Annotated in this window: 23 protein-coding genes; 7 read left to right on the forward strand and 16 right to left on the reverse strand. The window is 72.0% G+C overall.

Annotation, left to right across the window (positions count from 1 at the left end):
* Position 1: 1 nt before the first annotated feature.
* Positions 2-1,012 carry an aldo/keto reductase family protein gene (locus ACUP6Y_RS14180; RefSeq protein WP_462551381.1) on the reverse strand — a complete coding sequence of 337 codons (1,011 nt, stop codon included), beginning with the start codon at positions 1,010-1,012 and terminating at the stop codon, positions 2-4.
* A 199-nt stretch (positions 1,013-1,211) separates the two neighbouring features.
* Between ACUP6Y_RS14180 and ACUP6Y_RS14185 the strand changes: the two genes are divergently transcribed.
* The 3 genes from ACUP6Y_RS14185 to ACUP6Y_RS14195 are packed head-to-tail and all read left to right on the forward strand — an operon-like array spanning position 1,212 to position 2,698.
* On the forward strand, positions 1,212-1,730 hold the full coding sequence (locus ACUP6Y_RS14185; protein ID WP_462551382.1) for an N-acetyltransferase family protein: 519 nt from the start codon (positions 1,212-1,214) through the stop codon (positions 1,728-1,730).
* A gap of 3 nt (positions 1,731-1,733) precedes the next feature.
* Positions 1,734-2,396, forward strand: coding sequence for an AzlC family ABC transporter permease (locus tag ACUP6Y_RS14190; protein ID WP_462551384.1), 663 nt, complete (start codon positions 1,734-1,736; stop codon positions 2,394-2,396).
* Positions 2,393-2,698 (forward strand): AzlD domain-containing protein, encoded by a 306-nt coding sequence (locus ACUP6Y_RS14195; RefSeq protein ID WP_462551385.1) that lies wholly within the window; start codon positions 2,393-2,395, stop codon positions 2,696-2,698. Before ACUP6Y_RS14190 ends, ACUP6Y_RS14195 begins: the two co-directional genes overlap by 4 nt.
* A gap of 74 nt (positions 2,699-2,772) precedes the next feature.
* Here the strand turns inward: ACUP6Y_RS14195 and dapB are convergent, their stop codons facing one another.
* Positions 2,773-3,555, reverse strand: coding sequence for a 4-hydroxy-tetrahydrodipicolinate reductase (dapB, locus tag ACUP6Y_RS14200; RefSeq protein WP_462551386.1), 783 nt, complete (start codon positions 3,553-3,555; stop codon positions 2,773-2,775).
* A 51-nt stretch (positions 3,556-3,606) separates the two neighbouring features.
* On the opposite strand from dapB, the gene ACUP6Y_RS14205 reads away from it, so the two are divergent.
* Both ACUP6Y_RS14205 and ACUP6Y_RS14210 read left to right on the forward strand, forming a co-directional pair.
* Positions 3,607-4,122: a class I SAM-dependent methyltransferase gene (locus tag ACUP6Y_RS14205; RefSeq protein WP_462551388.1), complete on the forward strand. Its 516-nt coding sequence runs from the start codon at positions 3,607-3,609 to the stop codon at positions 4,120-4,122.
* 228 nt (positions 4,123-4,350) lie between these two features.
* The gene (locus ACUP6Y_RS14210; RefSeq protein ID WP_462551389.1) at positions 4,351-6,126 is read left to right on the forward strand and encodes a BCCT family transporter; all 1,776 of its coding nucleotides are present in this window, start codon (positions 4,351-4,353) and stop codon (positions 6,124-6,126) included.
* Positions 6,127-6,168: 42 nt separating this feature from the next.
* Here the strand turns inward: ACUP6Y_RS14210 and ACUP6Y_RS14215 are convergent, their stop codons facing one another.
* From ACUP6Y_RS14215 to rpsO, 3 genes are all read right to left on the reverse strand, one after another.
* Complete coding sequence (locus ACUP6Y_RS14215; protein ID WP_462551390.1) at positions 6,169-7,575, reverse strand: M16 family metallopeptidase; 1,407 nt, start codon at positions 7,573-7,575, stop codon at positions 6,169-6,171.
* On the reverse strand, positions 7,572-9,809 hold the full coding sequence (locus tag ACUP6Y_RS14220; RefSeq protein ID WP_462551391.1) for a polyribonucleotide nucleotidyltransferase: 2,238 nt from the start codon (positions 9,807-9,809) through the stop codon (positions 7,572-7,574). The genes ACUP6Y_RS14215 and ACUP6Y_RS14220 overlap by 4 nt, the downstream gene beginning before the upstream one ends.
* A gap of 161 nt (positions 9,810-9,970) precedes the next feature.
* Positions 9,971-10,246 carry a 30S ribosomal protein S15 gene (gene rpsO / locus ACUP6Y_RS14225; RefSeq protein WP_036542197.1) on the reverse strand — a complete coding sequence of 92 codons (276 nt, stop codon included), beginning with the start codon at positions 10,244-10,246 and terminating at the stop codon, positions 9,971-9,973.
* 228 nt (positions 10,247-10,474) lie between these two features.
* Here rpsO and arfB point away from each other — a divergent pair, with 228 nt between their 5' ends.
* Positions 10,475-10,900, forward strand: coding sequence for an alternative ribosome rescue aminoacyl-tRNA hydrolase ArfB (gene arfB / locus ACUP6Y_RS14230; RefSeq protein ID WP_462551392.1), 426 nt, complete (start codon positions 10,475-10,477; stop codon positions 10,898-10,900).
* Between the two features lie 38 nt (positions 10,901-10,938).
* On the opposite strand, the gene ACUP6Y_RS14235 is transcribed toward arfB, so the two are convergent.
* The 9 genes from ACUP6Y_RS14235 to rimP form a co-directional block, all read right to left on the reverse strand.
* Complete coding sequence (locus ACUP6Y_RS14235) at positions 10,939-11,841, reverse strand: hypothetical protein (protein ID WP_462551393.1); 903 nt, start codon at positions 11,839-11,841, stop codon at positions 10,939-10,941.
* Between the two features lies 1 nt (position 11,842).
* A complete protein-coding gene (locus ACUP6Y_RS14240; RefSeq protein ID WP_462551394.1) occupies positions 11,843-12,802 on the reverse strand; it encodes a bifunctional riboflavin kinase/FAD synthetase in 960 nt (319 codons plus the stop codon).
* Positions 12,803-12,849: 47 nt separating this feature from the next.
* Positions 12,850-13,719, reverse strand: coding sequence for a tRNA pseudouridine(55) synthase TruB (truB, locus tag ACUP6Y_RS14245; protein ID WP_462551395.1), 870 nt, complete (start codon positions 13,717-13,719; stop codon positions 12,850-12,852).
* A complete protein-coding gene (gene rbfA, locus ACUP6Y_RS14250; RefSeq protein WP_462551396.1) occupies positions 13,716-14,180 on the reverse strand; it encodes a 30S ribosome-binding factor RbfA in 465 nt (154 codons plus the stop codon). Before rbfA ends, truB begins: the two co-directional genes overlap by 4 nt.
* 142 nt (positions 14,181-14,322) lie before the next feature.
* Entirely contained in the window at positions 14,323-16,509 is a 2,187-nt protein-coding gene (gene infB, locus ACUP6Y_RS14255) for a translation initiation factor IF-2 (RefSeq protein WP_462551397.1), read from the reverse strand.
* Positions 16,485-17,228, reverse strand: coding sequence for a translation initiation factor IF-2 N-terminal domain-containing protein (locus ACUP6Y_RS14260; RefSeq protein ID WP_462551398.1), 744 nt, complete (start codon positions 17,226-17,228; stop codon positions 16,485-16,487). The genes infB and ACUP6Y_RS14260 overlap by 25 nt, the downstream gene beginning before the upstream one ends.
* A gap of 95 nt (positions 17,229-17,323) precedes the next feature.
* Complete coding sequence (locus ACUP6Y_RS14265) at positions 17,324-17,692, reverse strand: YlxR family protein (protein WP_462551400.1); 369 nt, start codon at positions 17,690-17,692, stop codon at positions 17,324-17,326.
* Between the two features lie 129 nt (positions 17,693-17,821).
* A complete protein-coding gene (nusA, locus tag ACUP6Y_RS14270; protein ID WP_462551401.1) occupies positions 17,822-18,802 on the reverse strand; it encodes a transcription termination factor NusA in 981 nt (326 codons plus the stop codon).
* Complete coding sequence (gene rimP / locus ACUP6Y_RS14275) at positions 18,802-19,329, reverse strand: ribosome maturation factor RimP (RefSeq protein ID WP_462551402.1); 528 nt, start codon at positions 19,327-19,329, stop codon at positions 18,802-18,804. The genes nusA and rimP overlap by 1 nt, the downstream gene beginning before the upstream one ends.
* Before the next feature lie 78 nt (positions 19,330-19,407).
* On the opposite strand from rimP, the gene ACUP6Y_RS14280 reads away from it, so the two are divergent.
* The gene (locus ACUP6Y_RS14280; protein ID WP_462551403.1) at positions 19,408-20,364 is read left to right on the forward strand and encodes a ferritin-like domain-containing protein; all 957 of its coding nucleotides are present in this window, start codon (positions 19,408-19,410) and stop codon (positions 20,362-20,364) included.
* Positions 20,365-20,708: 344 nt separating this feature from the next.
* Here ACUP6Y_RS14280 and ACUP6Y_RS14285 read toward each other — a convergent pair whose 3' ends face one another.
* A complete protein-coding gene (locus ACUP6Y_RS14285; RefSeq protein WP_462551405.1) occupies positions 20,709-21,419 on the reverse strand; it encodes an HAD family hydrolase in 711 nt (236 codons plus the stop codon).
* A gap of 5 nt (positions 21,420-21,424) precedes the next feature.
* A complete protein-coding gene (locus ACUP6Y_RS14290; protein WP_462551406.1) occupies positions 21,425-23,191 on the reverse strand; it encodes a proline--tRNA ligase in 1,767 nt (588 codons plus the stop codon).
* Position 23,192 lies beyond the last annotated feature (1 nt).

Genomic DNA, 23,192 nt, shown 5'->3' on the forward strand with positions numbered 1-23,192 from the left:
CCTAGCCGAGGATCTCCGAGCGGCGCGGGGAGCGGGTGCGCGACGGGTCGGAGGTGACGACGCCGTCGAGGGCCTGGTCGATCGCGGCGAGGGTGTCGGCATCCAGCCGGACCCCGGCGGCCTTGACGTTCTCGGTGACCTGATCGGGCCGGCTGGCGCCGATGATCGCGGCCGAGACGTTGTCGTTCTGCAGCACCCAGGCGACCGCCAGCTGGGCGAGCGACAGCCCGGCCTCCTCGGCGATCGGTCGCAGCAGCTGCACCCGCTCGAGCACGTCGTCGCGCAGCCACCGGCCGATGTCGTTGGCCCCGCCCTTCTCGTCGGTCGCACGCGAGCCGGCGGGTGGGGCCTGCCCCGGGAGGTACTTGCCGGTCAGCACGCCCTGGGCGATCGGCGACCAGACGATCTGCCCGATGCCGAGCTCCTGACAGGTCGGCAACACCTCGGCCTCGATGACCCGCCACAGCATGGAGTACTGCGGCTGGTTGGAGACCAGCGGCACCCGCAGCTCGCGCGCCAGCCCGGCGGCCGCGCGGATCTCCTCGGCGCGCCACTCCGAGACGCCGATGTAGAGCGCCTTGCCCGAGCGCACGACGTCCGCGAAGGCGATCATGGTCTCCTCCAGCGGTGTCTCGTGGTCGTAGCGGTGCGCCTGGTAGAGGTCGACGTAGTCGGTGCCGAGCCGGCGCAGCGAGCCGTCGATCGACTCCAGGATGTGCTTGCGCGAGAGCCCGTGGTCGTTGTGCTTGCCGGGGCCGGTCGGCCAGAACACCTTCGTGAAGATCTCCAGGCCCTCGCGCCGCTCCCCCGCCAGGGCCCGGCCGAGGACGGTCTCGGCGGCGGTGTTGGCGTAGACGTCGGCGGTGTCGAAGGTGGTGATCCCCTCGTCGAGCGCGCGGCGTACGCACGCGAGCGCGCCGTCCTCCTCGACCTGCGAGCCGTGGGTGATCCAGTTGCCGTAGGCGATGGCCGAGATGCGGAGCCCACTCGCCCCAAGGTTGCGAATCTCCATGCCCCGACCCTAGGTCGTGTTGTGAAACTCCCAGCGGACGCCGGCGTCGTCCAGCGCGTGGGATGGCAAGGGCGCCGGGTCGTCTCGCCAGCGTCTGCAACGCCGCGAGGTGCGGACACGGGGTGCGGGACACCCCGAAGAACCTCCGAAATGACCACGAGTGCCCGGGCCACACCGGCGCCCTGACAAGATGGCCGGCATGGTCGTAGCTGACGTCTCCGTACGGGTCGCGTGGCCGGCCGACGCCGCCGGGATCGCGGCGGTCCAGCTCCGCGCCTGGCAGCAGCGCTACGACGGCGGCGCGGCGCTCGACGCGGTGACCCTCGCCGAGGCCTGGCGCCAGTCCCTGTCCCGCCCGCCCGAGGCCCGGCACCGCGCGCTCGTCGCGCTGGCCGGCGACCAGGTGATCGGCTTCGCGCTGACCGGCCCCAACCCCGACCCCGACGCCGACCCGGCCGCGGACGGGGAGATGGCCGAGTTCACGATCGCGCCCGACGCGACCCGCGCCGGCCACGGCTCCCGGCTGCTGCAGGCCTGCGCCGACACCCTGGGCGCCGACGGCTTCACGCGCGCGGTGTGCTGGGTCGGCGCGACCGACGATGTGCTGCGCGCGTTCCTGACCAGCGCCGGCTGGGCGGCCGACGGCGCGAGCCGGGAGCTCGCCGACGAGGCCGGTACGACGGTCAAGCAGATCCGGCTGCACACCGCCCTGGCCTAGCCGATGAGCGAGCCGACCAGGCGGACCGTCGTTCGCGACAGCCTCGGCGTCGCGATCGCGACCGGGACCTACGGACTGAGCTTCGGCGCGGTCGGCGTCGCGTCCGGACTGAGCCTGGCCCAGACCTGTGCGCTGTCGCTGGTGATGTTCACCGGCGCCTCCCAGTTCGCCCTGGCCGGCGTCCTCGGCTCGGGCGGGACGCCGCTGGCCGGCGCCCTCACCGCACTCCTGCTCGGCACCCGCAACACGCTCTACGGCCTGCGGATGGCCCCGCTGCTGGGCTACCGCGGCTGGCGCCGGTACGCCGCGGCCCAGGTCCTCATCGACGAGTCGACCGCGATGGCGGTGACCCGGCCGAGCCGGGAGCTGGCACGGACCGGGTTCCTCACGACCGGGCTGACCATCTTCGTGCTCTGGAACCTCACGACGTTCGCCGGCGCGCTCGCCGGCGAACAGCTCGGCGACCCCCGTGACCTGGGCCTGGACGCCGCCGTGGGCGCCGCCTTCGTGGCCCTGCTGTGGCCGCGGCTCACGACGCCCGTGCTGAAGGCGACCGCGGCGCTCGCGGCGCTGGTGGCCGCCGGCGCGGTGACGGTGACCCCCGCCGGCGTACCCGTGCTGGTCGCCGCCGGCGTGGCCGTGCTCGTGGGAGCGCTGACGCGATGATCTGGTGGGCCGTGCTCGGCGCCGGCGTCGGCTGCTACCTGCTCAAGCTGGCGGGGCTCTCGGTGCCCGCTCGCGTGCTCGGCAACCCGCTGGTGGCCCGGATCGCCGACCTGATCCCGGTCGCGCTCCTCGCTGCGCTGGTCACGGTGCAGGTGCTGGCCGCCCCCGAGGGACGTGCCCTCGTGCTCGACGCGCGGGTACTCGCCCTCGGGGTGGCCGTGCTGCTGCTCCTCGCCCGCGCGCCGTTCCTCGTCGTGGTGTTCGGCTCGGCTGCCGCGGCCGCGCTGGTGCGCCTGCTCTGAGGTTTTCCCGGCGTAACGTCATTCGTTCCGTGGGCGATCGCCCACGGAACGAATGACGTTACGCCGGGAAAACCTCAGCCCAGGTCGAGGAAGTGCTCGAGCCCGACGGTGAGCCCCGGGAACGAGCCGATCCTGCGTACGCCGGTCAACACGCCGGGCGTGAACGAAACCCGGTCGAGCGAGTCGTGCCGGATGGTGAGGGTCTCCCCCAAGCCACCGAGGATGACCTCCTGGTGGGCGACCAGACCGCGCACCCGGACGCTGTGGACCCGCACCCCGTCCACATCGGCGCCCCGGGCCCCGTCGAGGCCGGTGCTGGTCGCGTCGGGGATGGGCGCGCTGCCGGCCTCGCGGCGGGCCGCCGCGATCAGCTCGGCGGTGCGGCCGGCGGTACCGCTCGGGGCGTCGGCCTTGGTCGGGTGGTGCAGCTCGACGACCTCGACCGACTCGAAGAAGGGCGCGGCGACGGCGGCGAAGCGCATCATCAAGATCGCCCCGATGGAGAAGTTGGGGGCGATCAGGACGCCGGTGCCGGGGCGCTCGGCCAGCCAGCCGCGCAGCGTGCCGAGGCGGGCGTCGTCGAAGCCCGTCGTACCGACGACGGCGTGGATGCCGTGCTCGACACAGAAGCGCAGGTTGTCCATCACCACGTCGGGGTGGGTGAAGTCGACGATCACCTGGGTGCCGGTGTCGATCAGCGAGGAGATCGGGTCACCCTGGTCGACACCCACGGTGAAGTCCAGGTCGTCGGCACCCTCGACCGCCTTGACGACCTCGGCACCGACCTTGCCCCGAGCTCCGAGGACACCCACCTGGAGGCGCTCTGCGGCGCCCTGATCCGCGACACGTACACTCACGGCACCAAGGTAGTGCGTCGCGCCGGCCCGCGTTCTGGCAGGCTGACCCCCATGGTGAACAAGATCCCGGCCCGGATCCGGTGGGCGGTGGACTTCATGGACGTCCAGCCCAACGACCACGTGCTGGAGATCGGCTGCGGGAACGGCGCGGCCGCGGACCTCATCTGCCGACGCCTCGAGGGCAAGGGCAAGATGTTCGCGATCGACCGCTCGGAGGCCGGGGTGGACCGCACCAAGGCCCGCTGCGCCGAGCACATCGCCGCCGGCAGGCTCACCGTGCGCCAGATCGACCTGGCCACGCTGCGGGTGCCGGTCAAGCGCCTCACCAAGGTGTTCGCCTTCGACGTCAACCTGTTCTGGGTGCGCGACGCCCACGAGGAGATCGCGCTGCTCCACGAGCGGCTGATGCCCGGCGGCTCGGTCAACCTCTTCTTCGACACCACGCGTCCCGAGCAGGTGTCCGACATCCTCGCGAAGGCGTCCGATCAGCTGCGCGACGGCGGCTTCCGGGTCTACATCGTGGACTCCAAGATGCCGCCCGTGATCGGCATCATCGGCCGCCGCTGACTGCCCTGCGCCCCGGCACCGGCCCGCCGTCGATTCGACGGTTCGCCGTCACCTCTTGTTAGCCTGCCAAGGCAGCACGCCCGTTTCGGGCTGGCCTGTCTCTCGGCAGTACTCGAACCTGACGTGAATGCGTGGCGCGCGCTCCACGCCGTCACGTCGGGCCCGCGCCTTCCGGGAACCCGCCGGGAACGGACGCCTGCGTCCTGACCGGCGAGACCCTGGAGCGACGTGACCCAGACATCCAGCACCACCCCGAGCAACCCTCCGAACGACCATCCGGGCAAGAACCGGGCCACCGAGCTGGCCGACGCGCTGTCCACGCCGGCGGCGGACGTCGTACCGCACCCGGCGCTGGACCAGGCCGTCGAGGTCGACGAGCCCACCCGGCGCGGCCTCGACCCCGTCGTCTTCGGTGTCGCAGCCGCCGTGAGCGTCGCCTTCGTGGTCTGGGGCCTGGCGAGCACGACCTCACTCGGCACCGCCTCCGGCAAGGCGCTGGACTGGGTGATGACCAACACCGGCTGGCTGTTCGTGCTGACGTCCAGCGGCTTCGTGGTGTTCGTGATCTGGCTGGCGGTGAGCAAGTACGGCACCATCCCGCTGGGCCGCGACGACGAGGAGCCGGAGTTCCGTACGACGTCGTGGATCGCGATGATGTTCAGCGCCGGCATGGGCATCGGCCTGATGTTCTACGGCGTCAGCGAGCCGCTCTCCCACTTCGTGAACCCGCCGCCCGGCACCGGCGGCGCCCCGGATTCCGCGGCGCAGACCGCGATGGCGACCACGATGTTCCACTGGACGCTGCACCCGTGGGCGATCTACGCCGTCGTCGGGCTCGCGATCGCCTACGGCGTCTACCGCAAGGGCCGGGTGCAGCTGATCTCCGCGGCGTTCGTGCCGCTGCTCGGCAAGCGCGCGTCGGGCGGCGCCGGCAAGGTGATCGACATGTTCGCGATCTTCGCGACCCTGTTCGGCTCCGCCACCTCGCTGGGCCTGGGCGCGCTGCAGATCAGCAGCGGCCTGGAGATCGTCGGCGACATCGGCCCGCTCGGCAACGGCGTACTCGTCGGCATCATCAGCGTGCTGACCGTGGCCTTCGTGCTCTCGGCCGTCTCGGGCGTCGCCAAGGGCATCCAGTGGCTGTCCAACATCAACATGGTGCTGGCCGTCGTGCTGGCCCTGTTCCTGTTCGTGGTCGGCCCGACCGTCTTCATCCTCAACCTGGTGCCGACCTCGCTCGGCAGCTACGTGCAGGACCTGGCCATGATGGCCGCCCGCACCGGCGCGGAGGGCGCCGACACCGAGGCCTGGCTGAGCGGCTGGACCGTCTTCTACTGGGCCTGGTGGCTGTCGTGGACCCCGTTCGTCGGCATGTTCATCGCCCGCATCTCGCGTGGGCGCACCATCCGCCAGTTCGTCACCGGCGTGCTGCTGGTGCCCAGCGTGGTCAGCGTGATCTGGTTCTGCATCCTCGGCGGCACCGCCATCGACCTGCAGGACTCCGGCACCGACATCGCGAACGCCGGCGGCCTGGAGGCCCAGCTGTTCGGCACCCTCGACGCGCTCCCCCTGGCCACCATCGCCAGCGTCCTGGTCATGCTGTTGGTGGCGATCTTCTTCGTCTCGGGCGCCGACGCCGCGTCGATCGTGATGGGCAGTCTCTCCGAGCGCGGTACGACGGAGCCGCGGCGCACCGTCGTGATCTTCTGGGGCGTCGCCACCGGGGCCGTCGCCGCGGTGATGCTGCTCGCGGGCGGTGAGGACGCGCTGACCGGCCTGCAGACGATCACCATCGTGGCGGCGCTGCCGTTCGTGCTGATCATGGTCGGCCTCGCCGCCGCTCTCGTCCGCGAGCTGCGCACCGACCCGATGGTGGTGCGCCGCCGCTACGGCGAGGAGGCGGTCGAGCAGGCCGTCATCACCGGTGTCACCGAGCACGGCGACGACTTCGTGCTCTCCATCGAGCCGGCCGACCCGGAGCCCGAGGGCATTTCCCCGCGGTAACGTCATTCGTTCCGTGGGCGATCGCCCACGGAACGAATGACGTTACGCCGGACCGACCAGCGCGAGGAGCTCGGGCCGGCCGAAGACCTCCGCCGCGACCTCGCGCACCTCCTCGAGGGTGACCGCCTCGATCCGGGCGATCACCTCGTCGATGCCGAGCACTTCTCCGTTGACCAGCTCGTTCTTGCCCAGACGCATCATCCGCGAGCCGGAGTCCTCGAGGCCGAGGATCATCCCACCGACCAGCTGACCCTTGCCACGGACCAGCTCGTCCTCGGTGATCCCCTCGGCCGCGATGGTGTCGAGCAGCTCGCGGACCACCGCCAGCACCTCGTCGGTGCGGTCGGGCAGGCAGCCCACGGCGACGCCGACGATGCCGGAGTCGGCGTAGTGGCTGGCGAAGGAGTAGACCGAGTAGGCCAGCCCGCGCACCTCGCGGACCTCCTGGAACAGCCGGCTGGACGTGCCGCCGCCGAGCGCGGTGTTGAGTACGCCGAGTGCGTAGCGCCGCTCGTCATCGCGGACCAGGCCCTCGCGGCCGAGGACCAGGTTGACCTGCTCGAAGGGTCTGTCGACCCGGGCGTCGCCGGCGCGCGTCGGGGGACGGCGCCGGGCGTCGCCGGCGCGCGTCGGGGGACGGCGCCGGGCGGTCGTCGTGCGAGGGGCGGCAGGGGCGGCCGACGCCGCCAGCCAGTCGTGGCGGCCGAACGCCTTCTTGACCGCGCGTACGACGGCCGCGTGGTCGAGCGCGCCGGCGACCGAGATGACGGTGTTGGCCGGCGTGTAGTGGCGCCGGTAGAAGCGCTTGATCTGCGCGGGGGTCATCGCCTCGATCGAGGCGGTGGTGCCGGCGATCGGGCGGCCCAGGGCCGAGTCCGCACCCCAGGTGAGCTCGGCGAGGAGGTTCTGGACGACGTCGTCGGGGTCGTCGTCGTGCATCGCGATCTCGTCGAGGATCACGTCACGCTCGGCGTCGACGTCGTGGCTCGCGATGACCGAGCCGGTGATCATGTCGCCGAGCACGTCGACCGCGAGCGGCAGGTCGTCGGAGAGCACCCGGGCGTGGAAGCAGGTGTACTCCTTGGCGGTGAACGCGTTGAACTCACCGCCCACCGCGTCGAGCTCGATGGAGATGTCGAGCGCCGAGCGCTCGGTGGTGCCCTTGAAGAGCAGGTGCTCGAGGAAGTGCGAGGCGCCGTGGGTCTTCACGGTCTCGTCGCGGGAGCCGACGCCGACCCAGACGCCGACCGACGCGGAGCGGGCGCCGGCCATCTGCTCGGTGACGATCCGCAGTCCGGAGGGCAGCCGGGTGCGGCGTACCAACGAGGTCACCTGGCCGGCCTGGTCGCGGACCGTCTCGAGGGTCCGGGTGGACGCCGCGGCACGGGAGACGGCCGACGGCCGGCCAGCGGAGCGCTGGCCGGCCGTCGTGGAGCTGGTGGTGCTCACTCGGAGTCAGACTCCTCGCCCTCGGCGGTCTCGGCGGCCGCCGACTCCTCGACCACCGGGATGAGGGACAGCTTGCCGCGGTCGTCGATCTCGGCGATCTCGACCTGCAGCTTCTGGCCCACCGCGACGACGTCCTCGACGTTCTCGACGCGCTTGCCGCCGGCGAGGCCACGCAGCTTGCTGATGTGCAGCAGGCCGTCCTTGCCCGGCATGAGCGCGATGAACGCACCGAAGTTGGTCGTCTTGACGACCGTGCCGAGGTAGCGCTCGCCGACCTCGGGCATGGTCGGGTTCGCGATCGCGTTGATCGCGGCCCGGGCCGCCTCGGCGGCCTCGCCGTTGGTCGCACCGATGTAGACCGTGCCGTCGTCCTCGATGGAGATCGAGGCGCCGGTGTCGTCCTGCAGCTGGTTGATGACCTTGCCCTTGGGCCCGATGACCTCGCCGATCTTGTCCACGGGCACCTTGACGGTGATGATCCGCGGGGCGTGGACCGACATCTCCTCGGGAGCGTCGATGGCCTCGCCCATGACCTCGAGGATCGTCAGGCGGGCGTCGCGGGCCTGGGTCAGCGCCGCGGCCAGGACCTCGGCGGGGATGCCGTCGAGCTTGGTGTCGAGCTGGAGCGCGGTGACGAACTCCTTGGTGCCGGCGACCTTGAAGTCCATGTCGCCGAACGCGTCCTCGGCGCCGAGGATGTCGGTCAGCGCGACGTACTCGGTCTTGCCGTCGACCTCACCGGAGATGAGGCCCATGGCGATACCGGCGACCGGAGCCTTCAGCGGAACGCCGGCCTGCAGCAGCGACAGGGTCGAGGCGCAGACCGAGCCCATCGAGGTGGAGCCGTTGGAGCCCATCGCCTCGGAGAGCTGGCGGATCGCGTAGGGGAACTCCTCGCGGGTCGGCAGGACCGGCAGCAGCGCGCGGCGCGCGAGCGCGCCGTGGCCGACCTCGCGGCGCTTCGGCGAGCCGACCCGGCCGGTCTCGCCGGTGGAGAACGGCGGGAAGATGTACTTGTGCATGTAGCGCCGGTGCGACTCCGGCGACAGGGTGTCGATCTGCTGCTCCATCTTGAGCATGTCGAGGGTGGTCACGCCCAGGATCTGGGTCTCGCCACGCTCGAACAGCGCGGAGCCGTGGACGCGCGGGATCACGTCGACCTCGGCGTGCAGCGGACGGATGTCGGCGAGACCGCGGCCGTCGATGCGGACCTTGTCGCGCAGCACCTGGGTGCGGATGGCCTGCTTGGTGACGGCCTTGTACGCCGCGCCGATCTCCTTCTCGCGGCCCTCGAACTGGCCGGCGAGCTGGTCCAGCAGGGCGACCTTGATCCGGTCGCCCTCGGCCTCGCGCTCCTGCTTGGACAGCACCCGCTCGCGGTCGCCGCCGACGCTGTAGAGGTCGGTGACGTCCTTGCCGACAGCGGCTTCGACGGCGGCGTACACGTCGTCCTCGTAGTCGAGGAAGATCGGGAACTCCTGGACCGGCTTGGCGGCCACGTTGGCGAGCTCGACCTGGGCCTCGACCAGCTGCTTGATGAACGGCTTGGCGGCCTCGAGGCCACCGGCCACGACCTCCTCGGTCGGCGCCTGGGCACCGCCGCGGACCAGCTCGATGGTCTCCTCGGTGGCCTCGGCCTCGACCATCATGATCGCGACGTCACCGGTCTCGGTGACCCGGCCGGCGACGACCATGTCGAACACGGCCTTCTCCAGCTGGCTGTGGGTCGGGAACGCGACCCACTGGCCGTCGATGAGGGCGACGCGGGTGGCGCCGACCGGGCCGCTGAACGGCAGGCCGGAGAGCTGGGTCGACAGCGACGCGGCGTTGATCGCGAGCACGTCGTAGGGCGTGTCGGGGTTGAGCGCCATCACGGTGATGACGACCTGGACCTCGTTGCGCAGGCCCTTCTTGAAGGTGGGGCGCAGCGGGCGGTCGATCAGGCGGCAGGCCAGGATCGCGTCCTCGCCCGGGCGGCCCTCGGAGCGGAAGAACGAGCCGGGGATCCGGCCCGCGGCGTACATCCGCTCCTCGACGTCGATGGTGAGGGGGAAGAAGTCGAAGTGGTCCTTCGGGTGCTTGCCGGCGGTGGTCGCCGACAGCAACATGGTGTCGCCGTCGAGGTAGGCGCTCACCGAACCGGCGGCCTGGCGGGCGAGGACGCCCGTCTCGAACTTGACGGTGCGGGTGCCGAACTTGCCGTTGTCGAGAACAGTCTCGACCTCGGAGATCACGGGCTCAGTCAATGTTTTCTCTTGTTCGTACGGTGCGGGACGCGCTGCCCCGCGGAATCGGACTTGAATGACGCCTGCCACTTTATCGATCGGCGGGCAAATTGCAGAACGGGCGACCCGGAGTGGGTCACCCGTTCTGGCAGAGCATCAGTGCGTCGAGATCAGCGGCGCAGGCCGAGGCGCTCGACGATAGAGCGGTAGCGCTCGATCTCGGTCTTCTTCAGGTAGTTGAGAAGACGGCGGCGCTGGCCGACGAGCAGGAGCAGGCCACGACGGCTGTGGTGGTCGTGCTTGTGCTGCTTGAGGTGCTCGGTCAGGTGGCTGATCCGGTGCGAGAGCAGCGCGATCTGCACCTCGGGCGAACCGGTGTCGCCCTCGGTCGTGGCGTACTCGGCGATGATCTTCTTCTTGGTCTCAGCGTCGGTACCGACTGCCATGTGAACTCCCCTTCTTCGCCCCTGCGGGCACAGTGCTCGTTGCGCGGCGCCCCAGCCTGAAATCCTGGAGCTCTCTTGGTCCGCGGCCGTTCTGACGGCAACCGCACTAGGCTAACAGCGAGGTCGGCACGCGACCGAATCGCTGTGCGACGATGCCGGCGTGGAGACGTGGACCGGCAGGTGCAAGCTGTGCGAGGCCGCCTGGGGCCCGCTGCCGAGCGGTGTCCCGTGAGGGACCTCCACGTTCCTGCCGGCCCCGGCCTGCCGGCCGGCCTGGTCATCCCCGACGCCGAGCTGGTCGAGCGGTTCTCCCGCTCCCCCGGCCCCGGCGGGCAGTCGGTCAACACCACCGACAGCCGGGTCGAGCTGGTCTGGGACCCGGCCGCCTCCACCGCGCTCTCCAGCCCCCAACGCGACCGGCTGCTGGCCCGCACCGACGGGCCGATCGGCGTCGTCGCCCACGAGCACCGCTCCCAGCACCGCAACCGGGTCGCGGCCCGCGAGCGGCTCGCCGCTCGGGTCCGCGAGCTGCTCGCACCGTCTCCGCCGGCCCGGCGGGCCACCAGGCCCACCCGCGGCTCCCAGGAGCGGCGGCTGGAGGCCAAGCGGCAGCGCGGGCGGACCAAGCAGCTGCGCGGCCGGGTCGAGGACTAGCTTCGCTAGGTCGACCTGGGCCCACCGGCAGCGACCGGTCACGCCGGCCCCTCGTCGCGCAGCGAGCGGTACGCCGCCCGAGCGCTGACCGCGCGCTCGAGCTCACGCAGCACCACGGAGAAGAACTGGGTGCGGTACATCTCGTCGGTGACGGCGTACACGGTGAAGTAGAGCCCGCTGAACGCCGCGAGAAAGGTCGAGACCCGCAGCAGCTCGAGGCTGAGCCGCTCGCCGAGCAGCTCGCCCACCGGCCCGTCGGGCTGGTGGAGGTCGCCGCCGGTCCACTGGACCACCACCGACGGCTCCATCGCGACGACGCCGAAGACGATGAAGAACGCGAACACCGCGAGCGCCAGCAGCAGCACCTGAACGGCCTGGGCGACGAGCAGCACCAGCAGCAGGTTGACCCGCTCCAGGCCGCGCAGCCCGGCGTCGACCTTGTCGAGCTCCTCGGGCAGCCGGGTCAGCAGGAAGCCGACGGCGATCGCCGCGAAGAGCAGTACCGCGACCCACAGCACGCCGCCGTCGAGGCTGGCCGCGACCTGCCACACCTCGGCGTTGATGAACAGGAAGGTCATGAACAGCAGGAGCAGCGGCAGCGCGCGCGTCACCAGCGGCAGGACCAGGCCGAAGGAGCGCAGGGTGCGTCGTACCGCCCAGCCCACGATCAGCCGGGCGCGCAGCGTGGCGAGGGCGTACGCCGCGAGCACCACGCCGCCGACGCTCATCCCGCCGCCGAGCCCGGCGGCGGCACCGAGTCTCGCACCGACCCCGCAGCCGCCCGCGACGCCCAGCACGACGGCCACGACCAGCACCGCGACCAGCCGGCTGCGGCCCAGGCCGCGCGCCACGCCGGCGCGGACGTCGTCGACGAAGTACGGCAGGCCGTGCTCGACGAACCACCGCTCGGCAGCGGCGAGATCCTCGCGCGGCCCAGGCATGTCAGTCGGCGAGGATCGCCCGGGCCCGGTCGACGTCGTCGGCCATGGCAATCAGCAGAGCGTCGATCGAGTCGAAGCGGACCATGCCGCGCAGCCGCTCGACGAAGGTGACCTCGACCTCGTTCCCGTACAGGTACAGATCGGTGCGGTCGAGCACATAGGACTCGACCCGGCGCTCGCGCTCGCCGGCGAAGGTCGGGTTGGTGCCGACGCTGATCGCGGCGGGGTACGTCGTCCCGGCGTCGGCCCCGTCGAGGACCGTGAGCAGCCCGGCGTACACCCCGTCGGCCGGCGCCGCCGCGCCCGCGCGGACCGGCACGTTGGCGGTCGGGAAGCCGAGCTCGCGGCCCCGCTTGTCGCCCTCGACCACGACGCCGGTGACGGTGAAGGCCCGGCCCAGCGCCTCCGCGGCGCCGGTGACGTCGCCGGCCGCCAGGCAGGTCCGCACATAGGTCGACGACCACACCTGCGGTCCGCCGTCGAGGCTGACCTCCTCGAGGACGAAGTCGTGGTCGAGACCCGCGCTGCGCAGCAGGTTGCAGTCGCCAGCGGCGCGGTTGCCGAAGCGGAAGTTCGCCCCGACGACCACCGCCTTCACGTGCAGCGTGTCGATGAGGATCCGGTCGATGAACTCCCTGGGCGTCCAGGCCGCGATCTCGCGGGAGAACGGGATCACGAGCACGTCGTCGACGCCCGCCTCTCCCAGCAGCCGCAGCCGCTGGTCGATGGTCGTCAGGGTCGGCGGGGCGTGCTCGGGCCGCAGCACCGCGATCGGGTGCGGGTCGAAGGTCACCGCCACCACGCCGTCGACCGCCGCATCGGCGCCGACCTCGGCCGCCACCTCCCGCGCCCGTCGTACGACGTGCTGGTGGCCCAGGTGCATGCCGTCGAAGTTCCCGATCGTCGCCACCGTGCGACCGAGGTCGCCGGGCACGTCGGAGAGGTCACGCCACACTCGCACGGCCGCAACTCTCCCACATCGGTCGTCGGCCGGCCCCACACGGGCCCTCAGCCGACGAAGACGGCCGCCGGTCGCGCGGCGCCGCCCTCGGGGCGGTAGAGCGCCAGGAACTCGCCGTCGGGGGCGAACACCGCGCTCAGCGTGTCGATCGTGAGCGGCAGCGGCCGGCCGTAGCGGACCGCCTGGGCCTGCTCGGCGTCGAGGTCGAGCGCCGGGAAGGTCGCGCGCGCCGCGTCGGCCAGCGGCGTGACCGTGACCTGGTCGAGGTCGGTGACCGCGCCGGCGAGGGTGAACGGACCGACGGCGGTGCGACGCAGCGCGGTGAGGTGCCCACCGACGCCGAGTGCGGCGCCGACGTCGCGGGCGATCGCCCGGATGTAGGTGCCGCTGGAGCAGCGGACCGTGAGGTCGACGTCGACGAAGTCGCCGACGACCCGCTGCTCGTGGATCGTCAGCTCGTGGACCGTGACCGGCCGGGCCTTGAGCTCGACCTCCTCGCCGTCGCGCACCCGCTGGTAGGCGCGCTTGCCGTCGACCTTGATCGCGCTGACCGCGGTCGGCACCTGGAGGATCTCGCCGACCTGGGTCGCGAACACGTCCCGCAGGGCCGCGGCGTCGAGGTGGCCCGCCGGTGTCGCCGCGACGAGCTCACCCTCGGCGTCGTCGGTGGTGGTCGAGGCGCCGAGGCGGACCGTGGCGTCGTACGCCTTCTCGGTGAGCATCAGGTGCCCGAGCAGCCGGGTGGCGCGCTCGACGCCCAGCACCAGCACCCCGGTCGCCATCGGGTCGAGGGTGCCGGCATGGCCGACCTTGCGGGTGCCGACCGCGCGGCGTACCCGCGAGACGACGGCGTGGGACGTCATGCCGGCGGGCTTGTCGACGACGACCAGGCCCGACGGCACGCCGGACCGGGTCACTCGACGTCCTCGGCCTCTTCGTCGAGTACCTCGCGCGGCTTCTTGTACGGGTCGGCCTCGCCGGCCGGCTGCGCGCCCTCGCGGGCCGCGGCGACGGCGGCGTCGGCCTCGCGGGCCCGGGCCAGCACCTCGTCGAGGTGACGCGCGGTCTCGGGGACGCCGTCGAACTCGAAGGCGAGCGACGGGACGTGGCGCATGCCGAGCTGCTTGCCGACCTCGGAGCGCAGCAGGCCCTTGGCCGACTCCAGGGCGACGGCCGTCGCCTGCTGGTCGGCGTCCTCGCCCAGCACCGTGTAGTAGACGGTCGCGTTCTGCGCGTCACCGGTGAGCCGGACCTCGGTCACGGTGACGAGGTGCCCATTCTCGTGGCGAAGCCGCGGGTCCTTGATCCGGTGCTCGAGCATCTCGGCGACGATCACCTGGATCCGGTCGGCGATCTTGCGTACCCGCGGGCTGGCCATGGTCTGTTTCCTATCAGTTGGAACGGGGCGGCGGTTTCTCAAGGTATGTCGCCGAACCGGCACTTCCCCGTCCGAATACGGACGGGGAAGTGCCGGTCGACCTGCATACCTTGAGAAACCGACAGCAGCAGGCCGCCGCCCATCAGGCGCGCGGGATCTCCCGCATCTCGAAGGCCTCGACGACGTCGCCCTCCTTGATGTCCTGGAAGTTGCGGAGCACGAGACCGCACTCGAAGCCCTCCCGGACCTCGGCCGCGTCGTCCTTCTCCCGCTTGAGGGAGGCCAGGTCGAGGTTGTCGGCCACCACGGCGCCGTCGCGCAGGACGCGGACCTTGGCGTTGCGGCGGATGACACCACTGGTGACCATGCAACCGGCGATGTTGCCGATCTTGGACGAGCGGAAGATCGCACGGATCTCCGCCTGGCCGAGAGCGTGCTCCTCGTACTCCGGCTTGAGCATTCCCTTGAGGGCCGCCTCGATCTCCTCGATCGCCTGGTAGATGACCGAGTAGTAGCGGATCTCGACGCCCTCCTTCTCGGCCATCTGCCCCGCCTTGCCCTGCGGACGGACGTTGAAGCCGATGATGATCGCGTCGGAGGCGGCGGCGAGGTCGACGTTGGTCTCGGTGATCGCACCGACACCACGGTCGATGACCCGCAGGCTGACCTCCTCGCCCACGTCGATCTGGGCGAGAGCGTCCTCGAGGGCCTCGACCGAACCGGACACGTCGCCCTTGAGGATGAGGTTGAGCTCCTGGCTCTCGCCCTTCTCCATGGAGGCCATGAAGTCCTCGAGGGTACGACGCACGCGGCGCTTGGCCTGCATGGCCGCCCGCTCGCGCGCCTCGCGCTTCTCGGCGATCTGACGGGCCATCCGGTCGTCCTCGACCACGATGAAGTTCTGGCCGGCGCCCGGGACGGACGAGAGGCCGAGGACCATCGCGGGCCGGGCCGGGTCGGCCTCGGTCAGCTCGTTGCCGTGCTCGTCGAGCATGGCGCGGACACGACCGTGGGCCGGACCGGCGACGATCGAGTCGCCGACGCGCAGGGTGCCGCGCTGGACGAGGATCGTGGCCACCGGGCCGCGACCGCGGTCGAGGTGCGCCTCGACCACGAGGCCCTGGGCGTCCTGGACCGGGTTGGCCCGCAGGTCCAAGGACGCGTCGGCGGTGAGCACGATCGCCTCGAGCAGCTTGTCGAGGTTGAGCCCGGCCTTGGCAGAGACGTCGACGAACATCGCGTCGCCGCCGTACTCCTCGGGGATCAGGCCGTACTCGGAGAGCTGGCCCCGGACCTTGGTCGGGTCCGCGGACTCCTTGTCGATCTTGTTGACCGCGACCACGATCGGCACGTTGGCCGCCTTGGCGTGGTTGAGCGCCTCGACCGTCTGCGGCATCACGCCGTCGTCGGCCGCGACCACCAGGACGGCGATGTCGGTCGCCTGGGCACCACGGGCACGCATGGCGGTGAACGCCTCGTGACCCGGGGTGTCGATGAAGGTGATCCGGCGGTCGTCGCCGTCGACATCGGTGTGGACCTGGTAGGCACCGATGTGCTGGGTGATGCCACCGGCCTCGCCCTCGACGACGTTGGCGTTGCGCAGCGCGTCGAGGAGCTTGGTCTTTCCGTGGTCGACGTGACCCATGACGGTCACGACCGGCGGGCGGACGACCAGGTCGTCCTCGCTGCCCTCGTCGGCGCCGAACTCGATGTCGAACGACTCGAGCAGCTCACGGTCCTCGTCCTCCGGGGAGACGACCTCGACGACGTAGTTGAGCTCGTCACCGAGCAGCTCCAGCGTCTCGTCGCCCACCGACTGGGTGGCGGTGACCATCTCGCCGAGGTGGAACAGCATCTGCACCAGCGAGGCCGCGTCGACGCCGATCTTCTCGGCGAAGTCGGTCAGCGACGAGCCCCGAGCGAGACGCACCGTCTCGCCGTTGCCCTTGCGGACCCGCATGCCGCCGATCGTCGGGGCCTCCATGGCCTCGAACTCCTGGCGACGCGCCCGCTTCGACTTGCGGCCGCGACGCGCGGGACCGCCCGGGCGACCGAAGGCGCCCTGGGTCTGGCCACGCTGCCCGGGACGACCGCCGCCACCGGGACGACCGCCGCCACCGGGACCGAAGCCACCGGGACCGCGACCGCCGGGAGCGCCCGCACCGGCGCCGGCGCCGGGACGACCCGGGGCACCGGCACGACCGGGACCACCCGGGCCACGGCCACCGGGGCCGGGACGACCCCCGCCACCGGGACCACGGCCACCGGGCCCGCCCTGCCCGAAGGCAGCGGCGGACTTCGGCATCATCGCCGGGTTCGGACGCGGCATGCCGGGACGGCCACCGCCACCACCGGCGCCGGCCGGCGGGCGGGGGCCGGCCGGACCGGCCTCGCCCTCACGCGGCGGCGGGGCGGGACGACGGCCCATGCCCTGGCTGGGCGCGAACGGGTTGTTTCCGGGACGAGGCGTGCCACCGGGCTTGCCGACCGGCCGCGGGCAGAGCCGGCGCCTTGGGCGTCGGCGGCCTCGGGGCACCGGGCTTGGCACTCCGAGCACCGGCGCAGCCGCGCGGCGGGGCCTCCCGGGGCGGCCGGGGCCTCGGGGGGCCTCGGGCGCGACCGGGCCTCGGCGGCGGCCGGCTTCTCCTCGACCACCGGCGCCTCGGGGGTGGCGGGGGCCTTGGGGCCCGGACGCGGGCCCGGACGGGGACCGCCGGGCCTGGGCGCGAGAGCAGCCGGAGCCTCGGCCGCGGGGGCCTCGGCGGCGGGAGCCGGCGCGGCAGCGGCCGGTGCCTCGGGCGCGGCAGCGGCCTTCTTGGCCGGAGCCTCGGGAGCCGGCTTGGCGGCCGCACCGGCGGAGTCGCCGGCAGGCTTCATCTTGGCGAGGAGCTCGGCTCCATAGGTCGCCTCGAACTTCTTCACGGCGGGGAGCTCGATGCTCGACGACGCCGTCTTGGCGAACTCGCCGATGTCACTGAGCATCTTGAGCGCGTCGGCGCTCTTGATGCCGTACTGCTTCGCGAGTTCGGAAACTCGGGTCTTGGCCACGGTTCTCCTTCTGGCCCAAGACCCGGTGAGGATCTCTAGACCGTTGGTGGGTGGTGCAGAACGAACTGGCTCATCGCGAGGTACTCATCGAGTGCTCATGAGCTGTTGCTCCAGTCTCTGTCGGTCGGATCGGTCCGAGCTGCGGCCGCCTGGGCGACGTACTCCCCCACCGGCACGCTGGAGATCCCACCCGCACCCGGAGCGATCCGGAGCGCACGGGAGAAGGCCTTCCGCCGTACCGCGAGGTCGTAGCAACCGGTCGTGGGGTGCAGGTGCGCTCCACGGCCCGGCGCGGTGCCACCAGGATCCGGGACGACGACCGGTCGGCCGTCGGCTCCCGAGCCGGCGGTCACCCGCAACAACTCGCTCTTGGTGGCGCGTGTCCGGCATCCGATGCAGGTCCGGACAGGCCCCGCGATGCGGGGTTCGTCCGGTCGAGCAGGGGAATTCAGTCGGCGTGCCACCGAGGGTTGAGTCTAGCCCCTGGAGTGTCCAGTCAACGAACCGGGAGGCCTGTGGGCGCCAGCCGACGCAGGCCGTCCTCCCCCGCCTCGCTCCTCCGGGCCGTTGCGGCGCCAGCCACCCGGACTTCGTCAGCTTCCCTCGGAAGCCTCCTCGTCCGAGTGGATGTCGATGCGCCAGCCGGTCAGGCGGGCGGCGAGGCGAGCGTTCTGGCCCTCCTTGCCGATCGCGAGCGACAGCTGGAAGTCGGGGACGACGACCCGCGCCGAGCGGGCGGCGGCGTCGACCACGGTGACCGACTGGACCTGCGCCGGCGAGAGCGCGTTGGCCACCAGCCGCGCGGGGTCGTCGGACCAGTCGACGATGTCGATCTTCTCGCCGCCGAGCTCGGCCATCACGTTGCGCACCCGCTGGCCCATCGGGCCGATGCAGGCGCCCTTGGGGTTGACGCCGGAGACCGTGGACTTCACCGCGATCTTGGTGCGGTGACCGGCCTCGCGGGCGATGGCCGCGATCTCGACGGTGCCGTCGGCGATCTCGGGGACCTCGAGCGCGAAGAGCTTCTTGACCAGGCTCGGGTGGGAGCGGGACAGGGTGACCTGCGGGCCGCGCATGCCCTTGCGGACCGAGACGACCAGGCACTTGATCCGGGTGCCGTGCCGATAGTCCTCACCCGGAACCCGCTCGCTGGCCGGCAGCTGCGCCTCGATCCGGCCGAGGTCGACGAGCACGTCGTCGGGGTTGCGGCCCTGCTGGATGACGCCGGAGATGATGTCGCCCTCCTTGCCGGAGAACTCGCCGAACTTGATCTCGTCCTCGGCGTCGCGCAGCCGCTGCAGCATGATCTGCTTGGCGGTCGTCGCGGCGATCCGGCCGAAGCCGTCGGGGGTGTCGTCGTACTCGCCGACCTTGTTGCCCTCGGCGTCGACCTCGGCGGCCAGCACGGTGACGTGCCCGGTCTTGCGGTTGAGCTCGACCCGCGCCGGGGAGACCGAGCCCTCGGTCTTGTGGTACGCCGTGAGCAGCGCCTGTTCGATCGCCTCGACGAGGACGTCGAACTTGATCTCCTTCTCGCGCTCCAGCGTCCGGAGGATGCTGAGGTCGATGTCCATCAGTCGGCGTCCTTGTCGTTCTTGTCGTTCGTCGGGTCTTTGCGGTTGAACTCGATCTGCACCAGCGCCTTGCGGACCTCGGCGTACGCCACCCGGCGCTCGGCGCCGGCGACCTCGAGAGTCACGCCCTCGTCGTCGGAGGCGGCGATCCGGCCGGTCACGGTCTCGTCGTCGGCGAGCGAGGCCTTGACCAGGCGGCCCGCGTTGCGGCGCCAGTGGCGCGGCAGCTCGAGCGGCCGGTCCACCCCGCGGGAGGTGACCTCCAGGGTGTAGGGCAGCTCGCCGAGCGCCTTCGCGCCCCCGTCGGGGCCGTCGTCCTCCAGGACCCGGTCGATCACCTTGGTCGCGGCCGCGACGTCGTCGAGGGTGAGCCCCCCGTCGGTGTCGACGGCGATCCGCAGCACGCGGCGCTTCCCGGCCGGGGTGAGCTCCACCGCCTCGAGATCGAGGCCCAGCTCGGCGAGCGGAGCGACGAGGACGTGCTCGATCCGCTCTGCTGTCGCTCCCTGAGCGGAATGAGTGCCCATGGTGAGCCTCCCCGTGTCCTGTTGTGGCTGTGCGTGGCACACGATACCCGGCCGAGCGCCGCCCGATAGGGTCGCCGGGTGCCCGTGCGTCCCCGTCCCGTCGCCCGACGGCTCGTCCTCGTGGGCGGGATCGGCGGCGCCGCGCTGGCGTTGACCGGCTGCGACCCGATCGACGATCTGCTCGGGTCCGGCGACGACCCGGGCGTGTCGGGCGCGGTCACCCCGACCGCTCCTCCGGCCGACGCCGACAGCACCCTCGTCGAAGGCGTGCTGGCCGCGATCTCGACCACGGGCGCGCTCGCCGCGGCCACCGCCACCGCCTTTCCCGGTCTCAAGGTCGCCGCCCGGCTGGCGCGGACCCACGACGCCCATGCCGCCGAGCTCGGCGGCTCGGTCTCCGCGCCCGACCCGGCGGTCGTCGCCGACCGGGCCTCGGCGCGCGCCGTCCTGGTCGCCGCCGAGACCGACCTGCGCGACCGCCTCGTCCACGCCGCCCGGCAAGCCGGCAGCGGCGGACTGGCCCAGGTGCTGGCGGCGATGGCCGCCGCGCTCGCCCAGGCCCTGGTCGGCCGCGGAGGTCACCCGCTCACGGCGCTGCCCGCCGCCCCCGGCGACACCCCGCCGGCCGTCGCCGCGCTGCAGACCACGCTGGCCGCCGAGCACGCCGCCGTCTTCGTGTACGGCGTCCTCGGCGGGCAGACCTCCGTGTCCGGCTCCGCGGCGCTGTACGCCGCCCTCACCTCGGCGTACACGACCCACCGGACGCGCCGCGACGACCTGATGGCCCGGCTGCACGCCGCCGGCGCGGAGCCGGTCGCGGCCGAGCCCGGCTACGGCCTGCCCGCCGACCTCGGCACCCCGGCGGCCGTCACCGACCGCGCCCGCGCGCTCGAGGAGTCCGCGACCGCGACCTATGCCTACCTCGTCGCCAGCACCACCGACGACGCCCGGGCGTGGGCGATCGACGCGCTGGTCGACGCCGCGGTGCGGAGCACGGCCTTCGGCGCCCGGCCGGACCGGCTGCCCGGCTTGTAGGCTGCCCGGCTTGTAGCTCGTCGAGTGGGCCCGAGCCCTGGCCGGCTGATCACCGCCGCTCGTTCCTCGCAACGCTGCGGGCCGGCAAAAACGCCAGCGGCTCGCGACCTCGACATCCGGGGAACTCCCGAGACGTCCCCCGAAGCCGGGGTCGCGAACCACTGGTGACCGGGGACAACGGTCATCGGCGACTGGGAGAGGTGGGGCTCACCGATCGCCGTGCACAATCATGCAACACAACGCCGCTCAGGGCCCGCAATAGCGATCCTCATAAATATGCACTGCACAAACCTGCAGTCGAGGGAGCCCGAGGCCCGCCGGGCTCCCGAGGCCCGGAACCCGGCTCAGCGCCAGGGCGCGAGCAGGTCCGGGATGTCGGCGAGGCGGCGGGCGACGGCGTCCGGCTCGCCCTCCGTGTGACCGACCTGGTCGGCCGGGATGGTGCTGTGCGGCACGTGGATGGCCCGCATCCCGGCGTTCTGCGCGCCCCACACGTCGTCGAAGAGCCGGTCGCCGACATACACGCAGGCTCCCGGATCGGTGACGCCGACGGCGTCCATGGCGGCCCGGAAGGCGTCGGGCGAGGGCTTCGTCCACGGCACCTCGCTGGTGTAGACGTCGCCGTCGACGAGGTCGAGGACGCCGTCGCGCTCGAAGTACCCGCGGTGCCAGGCGCGCGGCCAGATCGTGTTGGACAGCACGCCGACCTTGATCCCCTCGGCCCGCAGCCAGGCCCACAAGGGGCCGACCTCCGGGTCGGTCAGCGTGTGCGGCTCCCAGAACGCGTGGTAGGCGTCCAGCAGCTCCGGGTCGTGGTCGAGCCCGGCGGCGTCGAAGAGGTCGCCGATCGTCGCGCTCCGCTGGTGGTCGCGGCTGCGCCCCCAGATCACGCTGCCGGCGTCGTGGAGGCGGGCGGCGTGGGCGTGGTGGTCGTCGGAGGTGTCCGGCGTGGTCAGCACGGCCTGCGCGAGCGCCAGCGACTCCGCGTGGAAGTCGATGTCGTGCCAGGCGGTGAGCGTGCCGCCCCAGTCGAAGATGACCGCCTCGACCGCCACCGGGCTCAGCCCCGGACGGTCGCGCTGAGCACGCTGACGGCGTCGCCGAGCGCGACCTCCTGGCGCTCACCGGTACGACGGTCCTTGATCTCGATCACCTTGTTGTCCGGGTCGGCCACGCCGCGGCCGACCGTGACGATGGTCGGGACCCCGATCAGCTCGGCGTCCTTGAACTTCACGCCGGGGCTGATCTTGCCCGCGCGGTCGTCGTAGATGACGTCGAGGCCGGCGGCGGTGAGCCCGGCGACGAGCTCCTCGGCCGCCGCGAACACGGCCTCGTCCTTGCCGGCGGCGACGACGTGGACGTCGGCGGGAGCGACGTGGCGGGGCCAGCACAGGCCGAACTCGTCGAGGGTGTTCTCGGCGATGGCGGCGACCGCGCGGGTGACCCCGATGCCGTAGGAGCCCATGGTGACGGTGACCAGCTTGCCGAACTCGTCGAGGACCCTGAGGTCGAGCGCCTCGGCGTACTTGCGGCCGAGCTGGAAGACGTGCCCCATCTCGATGCCGCGCGCCGACTCCAGGACGCCGCCGGCGCAGTTGGGGCAGGGGTCGCCGTCGCGGACCTCGGCGGCCTCGATGGTGCCGTCGGCGGTGAAGTCGCGCCCGGCGACGAGGTCGATGACGTGGGAGCCGGGGACGTCCGCGCCGGTCACCCAGCGGGTGCCCTCGGCGACGCGGGGGTCGAGCAGGTAGCGGATGCCGCTCCGGTTCTCCTCTCCCAGCACGCCGGGCCCGATGTAGCCCTTGACCAGCGCCGGGTGCTTGGCGAACTCGGCCTCGTCCATGGGCTCGACCTCGATCGGCTCGAGCTGGCCCTCGAGCCGCTTCTGGTCGACCTCTCGGTCGCCGGGCAGGCCGATGGCGAGCGGCTCGCGGGTGCCGTCGGGGTGCTTGAGCAGCACCAGCACGTTCTTGAGCGTGTCCCCGGCCGCCCACGGACGGTCCTCGCGCGCGAAGGCCGCGTTGAGGTGGTCGACCAGCGAGTCGATGGTCGGGGTGTCGGGGGTCGCCTCCGCGTGGGCGGCCGGCACCCCGTCGTACGACGCGGGGGCGGGCGGGCGGACCTGGACCGCCTCGACGTTGGCGGCGTAGTCGCAGGACGTGCAGCGCACGTAGGTGTCCTCGCCGACCGCGGCCTTGGCGAGGAACTCCTCGGACTTCGAGCCGCCCATCGCGCCGGCCGTCGCCTTGACGATGGCGTAGTCGAAGCCGAGCCGGTCGAAGATCCGCACGTACGCGTCGCGGTGTCTCTGGTACGACGCCTCGAGCCCCTCGTCGCTGACGTCGAAGGAGTAGGAGTCCTTCATCGTGAACTCGCGGCCGCGGAGCAGACCGGCGCGCGGCCGCGCCTCGTCGCGGTACTTGGTCTGGATCTGGTACAGGCTCAGCGGCAGGTCCTTGTAGGAGCCGTACATGTCCTTGACCAGGAGCGTGAACATCTCCTCGTGGGTGGGGCCGAGCAGGTAGTCGGCACCCTTGCGGTCGTGGAGCCGGAAGATGTTGTCGCCGTACTCGGTCCAGCGACCGGTGGCCTCGTAGGGTTCGCGCGGGAGCAGCGCGGGGAAGGACACCTCCTGCGCGCCGATGGCGTTCATCTCGTCACGGATGATGCCCTCGATCCTGCGCAGCACGGCGAGGCCGAGCGGGAGCCAGGTGTAGATGCCCGGCGCGGCGCGGCGGATGTAGCCGGCGCGCAGGAGCAGCCGGTGGCTCGGGACCTCGGCGTCGGAGGGGTCCTCCCGCAGGGTCCGCACGAACAGGGTCGACATC

This window comes from Nocardioides sp. S5-5, from assembly GCF_054954065.1.